Source organism: Spirillospora sp. NPDC029432 (assembly GCF_040703975.1).
Lineage (GTDB): Bacteria > Actinomycetota > Actinomycetes > Streptosporangiales > Streptosporangiaceae > Spirillospora.
In genome coordinates this window covers 1-7482 of record NZ_JBEZWH010000138.1, presented here as the reverse complement: position 1 = coordinate 7482, position 7482 = coordinate 1, and the positions used below count along the sequence as shown (strand labels likewise).

General features: G+C 73.4%; 5 protein-coding genes. 2 read left to right on the top strand and 3 right to left on the bottom strand.

Translation table 11 applies throughout. The annotated features are described in order from the left end of the window. The first annotated feature begins 16 nt into the window (after nucleotides 1-16). On the top strand, nucleotides 17-655 hold the full coding sequence (locus AB0881_RS41490) for a CDP-alcohol phosphatidyltransferase family protein (protein ID WP_366626402.1): 639 nt from the start codon (nucleotides 17-19) through the stop codon (nucleotides 653-655). A 1-nt stretch (nucleotide 656) separates the two neighbouring features. Here the strand turns inward: AB0881_RS41490 and ribA are convergent, their stop codons facing one another. From ribA to pulA, 3 genes are all read right to left on the bottom strand, one after another. Beyond that, nucleotides 657-1391: a GTP cyclohydrolase II gene (gene ribA / locus AB0881_RS41485; RefSeq protein ID WP_366626401.1), complete on the bottom strand. Its 735-nt coding sequence runs from the start codon at nucleotides 1389-1391 to the stop codon at nucleotides 657-659. Between the two features lie 88 nt (nucleotides 1392-1479). Further along, nucleotides 1480-3075 (bottom strand): alpha-amylase family protein, encoded by a 1596-nt coding sequence (locus AB0881_RS41480; RefSeq protein ID WP_366626400.1) that lies wholly within the window; start codon nucleotides 3073-3075, stop codon nucleotides 1480-1482. A 32-nt stretch (nucleotides 3076-3107) separates the two neighbouring features. Further along, nucleotides 3108-5819, bottom strand: a complete 2712-nt coding sequence (pulA, locus tag AB0881_RS41475; protein WP_366626399.1) for a pullulanase-type alpha-1,6-glucosidase — start codon at nucleotides 5817-5819, stop codon at nucleotides 3108-3110. Nucleotides 5820-6095: 276 nt separating this feature from the next. Between pulA and AB0881_RS41470 the strand changes: the two genes are divergently transcribed. Next, nucleotides 6096-7412, top strand: a complete 1317-nt coding sequence (locus AB0881_RS41470) for an ABC transporter substrate-binding protein (protein WP_366626398.1) — start codon at nucleotides 6096-6098, stop codon at nucleotides 7410-7412. Nucleotides 7413-7482: the final 70 nt, after the last annotated feature.

Below are 7482 nucleotides of genomic sequence, written 5' to 3'. Positions count from 1 at the left end.
GCCGCAGCCCCCGTCCCTGCTGGGCGCGCTCTGGGCGGGCGCGGGGCTCGGCACCGCGGCCTGGGCCGCCGGCGCCCTGCACGCGCTCGCGCTGTGGACCATCCTGGCCCGCGCCGCGCGCCGCGCCGGCCGCGCCGCGCTGGGACCCGCCGACCGGGTCACGCTCGCCCGCGCCGTGCTCGCCGGCGGCGTGACGGCGCTGGTGGTGGACGCGCCGGCCGCCGGCCCCGGGGCGGCGCTACTCACCGCGGCCGCCGCCGCGGCGCTGCTGCTGGACGGCGTCGACGGCAAGGTCGCGCGCCGGACCGGGACGGTGTCGAGGTTCGGGGCGCGCTTCGACATGGAGGTCGACGCGTTCCTGATCCTGGTGCTGAGCGTCCACGTCGCCGCGTCCGCCGGCCTCTGGGTGCTGGCGATCGGGGCGATGCGGTACGCGTTCGTCGCCGCGTCCTGGGGCCTGCCCTGGCTGCGCGCCGAGCTCCCGCCCCGCACCGCCCGCAAGGTCGTCGCCGCGCTCCAGGGCGTGCTGCTGGTCGTGGCCGGAACGCTCCCGCCGGCCGGCGCCGCCCTGGTCGCCGTCCTCGCGCTGACCCTGCTGACCTGGTCGTTCGCGAGGGACGTCGCCTGGCTGCGGCGCCGCGCCCGTACCGCCTGACTCATCCGCTGGCCTCGCCCAGCGGCGGGCCGTCGAAGCCCGCGCGCGGCGGCGGCGCGTCGAGCTGGGGCAGGTCGTGCCCCAGCCGGTCGCGCTTGGCGGTCAGGTACCGGATGTTGTCCTCGCTGGCCGGGACGAGCAGCGGCACCCGCGACGCCACCTTGATCCCGGCCGACTGGAGCGCGTGCACCTTGTCGGGGTTGTTGGACAGCAGCCGTACCGAGCGGACGCCCAGGTGGTCCAGCACCCGGGCGGCCGGCCCGTAGTCGCGGACGTCGACCGGCAGCCCGAGGGCCGTGGCCGAGTCCACCGTGTCCAGCCCCTGCTCGTCCTGCAGGACGTGGGTCCGGACCTTCGCGACCAGCCCGATCCCGCGGCCCTCGTGCCCGCGCAGGTAGACCAGGACGCCGCCGCCCTCGCGGACGACGGCGTCCAGCGCCGCGCCGAGCTGGTCGCCGCACTCGCAGCGCGTCGCGCCGAAGATGTCCCCGGTCATGCACTCCGAGTGGACCCGGACGAGCACGTCCTCCCGCCCCCGGATCCGCCCGCGCACGAGCGCCATGTGCTCGTGCCCGTCCACCGGGTCCCGGAACGCGACGGCCCTGAACGTGCCGCGCCGCGTCACCAGGTCGGCCTCCGCGATGTCGTCCTCGCCGATGATGCCGCCGAGTCCCTTGCCGATTCCGTTGCCGATTCCGTTGTCCAGGCCGTGGTCGCGCATCTTCCCCCTCGTCACCGTCGGTTCGTCACCCGTGGTACGTAGAGGTTCGCCCGTTCGGTTCCGTTCCGGGCGAGATATTCGCGATCAGCGGCCGGGGCCGGCGCTACCCGACCCTGGCTCCCACGTGCAGGGCGAGCGCCGTCATGGCGGGGACGTCGGCCCTGAAGGCGCCGTCGGCTCCGACCGTGACCGTGTGGGAGGGGGCGCAGGTCCGCGCGGACGGGTCGTACCCGCCGCCGATGACGTTGCAGTACGTCCCCGCGGGCAGCCGCGTCCGGTACGTGCGGTTCCAGCCGCTCGACTCGTCCCGGTTGATGACGACGTAGCCGCGGTCGCCCCGACTGAAGGCGATCTTGTTGCCCGCGCCGCCCTCCGAATGGTCGGTGTACCAGTCCCGCTCGGGCGCGTCATCGGCCTTGTTCACGGGGGCGTCGCCGACCGCGTTGCGGAAGCCCACCATGTCGGCCATCTCGGTGAACCGGTGCTCGCACACCCACTCGGTCCCGTTGCAGGTCACGTCCTTGGTGGTGCCGCCGCCGTCCGTCGGCGGGCTGGTGTCCCGCTGGGTGAACGCGAAGCTCGACATCACCAGCGGCGTCCCGTAGTCCCAGCCCAGCAGGAACACGTTGGCCAGCCGGTACGCGGCGCCATTCTTGTACGTGAGGATCCGCCGCCCGGTCAGCGCGTCCCGCTGGGCGTCGTGGTTGTCGACCATCACGATCGCCTTGCCGCTCGGCTCCATGTCCTCGCCCCACCCGTTCGGGAACGCGTGGAGCTGGTGGAGCCGGTTCGCGGGGTCGGCGGCGCTCCAGAACTTCATCGAGACGAAGTTCATCGCCTGGATCTCCTTGAGGTCGCCGTTCGCCCGGTACTCGGCGGGCTTGACCGGCTCGCCCGCGCCGTACAGGACCTCCTGGTAGACGTACGGATCGCGGGTCCCGTTCGCGGGGAAGCCCGGATCGTCGGCGATCTGCTCGCGCATCTCGTCCAGGATCGCGGCGATGTCGGCGGCCGGCATGTGCTTGGCGGCGTCGATCCGGAAGCCGTCCACGCCGAGCGAGGCGAGGTCCTTCAGGTAGCCGCCGATGCGGGGGCGGACGTATCCCGCGTCCTCCGTCTCCAGGTCGGCCAGGCCCGCCAGCTCGCAGTTCTGCACCTCCCAGCGGTCGCCGTAGTTCGCGATGTCGCGGCGGCAGCCGTGGAAGTCGGCGTCGGAGAACGTGCCCGGGTAGTTGTACTTGCCGGAGAACACCGTCCCGGCGCTGCCGCGCCCGCTCGGGCGACCGGTCGCGTGGTTGATGACGGCGTCGGCGTAGATCTTCACGCCGGACGCGTGGCAGCGGGCGATCATGTCGCGGAACGCGGCCACGTCGCCGCGGCGGGTGGTGAGGGTGGCGAAGTCCGGACCCGGGTAGCCGACCGGCTGGTAGTCCTGCCACCAGGGGTAGCCGCCCTGGCCGGCGTCCGGCAGCACGACGTGCTCCTGCGGTGGCGAGACCTGGACGGCGCCGAAGCCCTTCGGCCCGAGCACGGTCTCGCACTCCTTCGCCACGTCGGCCCACTTCCACTGGAAGAGCTGGACCATCACCGTCCTGTCTCCGGACGGCGCGGCGGCCGCCGCGGGCGGGAGCGCGGCCTGGCCGAGCCCTGCGCCGGCGAGCGCGGCCACCGCAGCGGTGGCGATACTGCGTTTCCTCATCCTGTGCCTCCTGGCGGGGGTTGGGTGGGGCATCAGTCCTGGACGAAGACGGCGGCGGTGCGTCCCGGCACGGTGAACGTCCCGGTCGCGCGGTCGAAGGACGCCTCCCGGACGACCGGGTCCGGCGAGCCGGCCTGCACGGGGTGGAGCCGCACGCCGGCGCCCTCAAGGGCGGGGAGCGTCTGCCGCGCCGGCTCCGGAGCGGCGTTGAGGACGACGGTCACGGACGTCCAGCGGGGATCGAGCCCGCGGCCGTCCAGGTGGTACGTGATGACGCCCGGCGTCTCGCCCTCGCCGCTCAGCGGGAACGACAGCCGCCGCCGCACCTCGGCCGCGGTGGGCAGCGTGAAGAGGGGCGACGACTCCCGGACGCGCAGCAGCTCGCCCGTCCGGGCGCGCGCGGCCTCGATGTCGGCGCAGCCGGGCCCGAGGTCCGGGGAGGCGAGCAGCGGGCGCGCGTACGGCCACTTGTCGCGGTTGTCCCAGGCGGGCGGGAGCCCGGCGCCGAAGCCGTTGCCGAGGCGGCAGTCCCAGTGCAGCCGGTTGAACCAGTCGCCGGAGTCGTAGGAGTTGCGGTCCAGGGACTTGGAACGCAGCCGTTCTGTACCCGCGTGCACGAACGGCGTGCCCTGGGCCAGCAGCACGGTCGCCAGGGACAGCGCGTGCATGCGGACGCGGTCCGCCATGGGCGTTTCCGGGGGCAGCTTGTAGGCGAGGGCGTCGTACAGCGTCTCGTTGTCGTGCGCGTCCACGTACGTGACGGCCTCCGCGGGCGCCGCCGTGTAGCCGGTGGGGGCGCCGTTGTAGTCGATGTCGGCGCCGGTCACCGTACGGCCGTCCGACGCGGTGAAGCGGTAGTCCCTGAGGTTGCCGGTGAGGCCGACCTTGATCCGGTCCGCGGCCCGCAGCAGGCGGGCGCGCTGCTCGTCCGGCGCGCCGTTGGCCGGGGAGCCGTTGGGCGCGGTCCAGAGCCCGGACCCGAAGCCCTGCGCGCGCGGGTCGGCGTCGAACGGCCCGCCGCCGCGCACGGCGTCGCGCAGCCGGTCGTTGAACGTCGCCACGCCGGTGCCCGCCATCGCCGCCTGGGTGGCCTGCTCGAACCGCGCGTGCCCGGCGACCTCGCCGAAGTCCCAGCCCTCCCCGTACAGAACGATCGACCGCCCGTCCACGCCGTCGCGCTCCGGCGTGAGGCGGTCGAGCGCCGCGCGGACCCGCAGGATGTTCGCCTTCGGATGGTGGCCCATCAGGTCGAACCGGAAGCCGTCGACCTTGTAGTGCCGCGCCCAGGTCACGACCGAGTCGACGACGAGCCGGTCCATCATCGCGTGCTCGGGCGCGGTGTTGGGGCAGCACGTGGACGTGGCCACGGTCCCGTCCTCCAGGAGCCGGTGGTAGTAGCCCGGAACGATCCGGTCGAGGACCGAGCGCGGGTCCTGCCCGGCGGCGTACGCGTGGTTGTAGACGACGTCCATCACGACCCGCAGCCCGGCCCGGTTGAGCCCGGCGACCATGCCGCGGAACTCCCGGATCCTGGCGGTGCCGTCCGGATCCGAGGCGTACGAGCCCTCGGGCACGGTGTAGTGCAGCGGGTCGTAACCCCAGTTGAACGCGTCGGCCCCGCGGACGGCCCCCACGCACTCCTGCTGCTTCTCGGAGTCCGCCGGAAACGACGCCAGATCGCACCCCGGCTCCCGCCGGCCGCTCCGCCGCTCGGGCACGGAACCGAAGTCGAACACCGGCAGCAGATGCACGTACGACAGCCCGTCCCGCGCCAGCCCGCGCAGCGCCCGCATCCCGTCCGACCTCTTCAGGCCGAACGCCCCGTACGTGCCGCGCAGACCCTCCGGAACGCTCCGGTCGGCGGCCGAGAAGTCCCGCACGTGCAGCTCGTAGATCGACGGGCGCGCGACCCCGCGCGGCTTGCGCAAGGACTTCCAGCCCGCCGGCGCCAGGGCCCGGTCCTCCAGATCGACGAGCAGGCTCCGCTCCGAGTCGGCGGTGAGGCCGAGGCCGTACGGATCCGTCACCACGTTGGTCACCACGCGTCCGGCGGCGGGCGCGTACACCGTCACGCGGTACGCGTACGGCAGGCCCTTCCATTCCGGGGCGCCCCTGATCGTCCAGACGCCCGAGGTGCCGTCGCGCCGCATCGGCAGGACGCGCCCGTCCAGGTCCAGCGCGACGTCCCGCGCGGTCGGCGCCCAGACCGACAGCTCCGGCGTCCCGCCCCGCCACACCGGCCCCAGACCGGCGCGGGTCGCGGCGCTCGCGTACACGTCGTCGAGGACGCCCGGGATCTGCACGCCGGTGGCCCGGAGCAGCCGCCCGCCCGCGTCCCGCTCGACCACCGCGAGCCGCCCGCGCAGCGCCTCGGGGACGGTCCCGGCATCGCGCGGATCGATCCGGTACGCGGCGTACGACGCGAGATGCGGCCACCGGGCGCGCTGATGCGGCGCGAGCCCGCCGTCCACCGGCGACAGCCGCAGCACGCGCCGCTCCCCCGCCAGGTCGCCGTTCTCGATCCGCAGGTCCCCGCCCGGCGCGGTGACCAGCTCGTACCGGCGGCGGCCGTCCGGCGGGACGTTCCACGCCAGCGTCGCGCGGTCGATCCAGTGCGCCCGGGAGCGGGACAGGTCGGTGTCCATGCCGTCCTTCGTTCCCGCGAGAGCGGCGGCCGGAGCGAGGAGGATCGCGGCCAGCGCCGTGAGCGCGGCGGCGAGGCGGGCGAGAGCAGGTCTGTCCATGGCGTGCGGACCTCCCGTGTTGCCGGGAAGTTACAAAGAAGCCGCAAGTCTTGCAAGAGTCCAGCAAGAAATTGCAGCTAGACCGCCTCCACAACGGCCGACATTCCGCCCCTCCAGCCCCACAACCCCAGCAATCCCGCCGCCGGTAACAGAACGGGCACGATCATGCAGAAAGTTTCTGCAAGGGATTTACGTCCTTGCAAACCCCGGCTAGCGTCCCGGCTCACGAGAACGAGACCGGGGGCCGCTCGCAGGCCCCCCACCCGAGGAGGACCCATGCGGCGCACACCCCTGGCCGGCGCGGTGACCGGCCTGGCGCTCGCGCTCTCACTGGCCGCGTGCGGCGGCGACGGCGGCGGTTCGCCGGGCGGCGACGCCGCGGCGGGCTCGGAGCTCACCGGGCGCGGGCCGATCACGCTGGCGACCGGCAAGGACCGGTCCGGCAACATGCAGAAGATGATCGACGCCTGGAACAAGGCGCACCCGAACGAGCAGGCCCGGGTCGTCGAGCTGCCGGACGAGCCGAACGACCAGCGGCAGCAGATGATCCAGAACGCCACGACGAAGTCGGACGCGTACACGATCCTGAACCTGGACGTCGTCTGGACCGCCGAGTTCGCCGCCAACCGGTGGCTGGTCGAGCTGCCGAAGGCCGGCCCCAACGCCGTCGACACGAGCAAGCTGCTGCCCGCGACCGTCACCACCGGCGAGTACCGCGGCAAGCTGTACGCGATGCCGCTGACCTCCGACTCCGGCCTCCTCTACTACCGCTCCGACCTGCTGGAGAAGGCGGGGATCAAGGAGCCGCCGAAGACGTGGCAGGAGATGTGGGCCGCCTGCGACAAGGTGAAGGCGCTGCCCGAGGGCAAGGGCGTGGACTGCTACCTGACCGAGGTCGGCAAGACCGAGGGCCTGACCGTCTCCACCGCCGAGGCGATCAACAGCGCCGGCGGCACGATCGTGGGCGCCGACGGCAAGCCGACCGTGAACACCCCGCAGGCCAAGGCGGGCGTGGACTTCCTCGCGCGGGCGGTCAAGGACGGCCGGATGCCCAAGGCCGCGCTGACGCTGGACGGCGAGGGCGGCCGCCGCCACTTCCAGGCCGGCAAGCTGCTGTTCCACCGGCAGTGGCCGTACCAGTACGAGCTGGCCAACAAGAAGGACGGCTCGTCCAAGGTGGCCGGCAAGTTCGAGGTGGCGCCGATCCCCGGCCCGAACGGCCCCGGCGCCGCCAACCTCGGCGGACACAACTACGCGATCTCCGCGTTCGCGAAGAACAAGGCGACCGCGCTCGACTTCATCAAGTACATGGCCGACGGCGCGCAGCAGAAGGCCAACCTGCTCGCCACCTCGCAGGCGCCGACCGTCGCCGCGCTCTACAGCGACCCCGAGATCGTGAAGAAGTACCCGTTCATGCCGACGCTCAAGGCGGCGATCGAGAACGCGAAGTCGCGTCCGGCGGCCGTCAAGTACGGCGACGTCACCGCCGCCATCCAGGGCGCGGTGTACGACACGCTCGGCGGCAAGACCCCCACGGACCAGGCCCTGAGCGACCTCCAGGGCAAGCTCGGCGCGCTGACCACCACGCCATGACCGGAACGCCGTGACCCGGACACCGCCCGCCGCCGTGGGGGGGGGGGGGGGGGCGGCGCCCCCCCCCCCC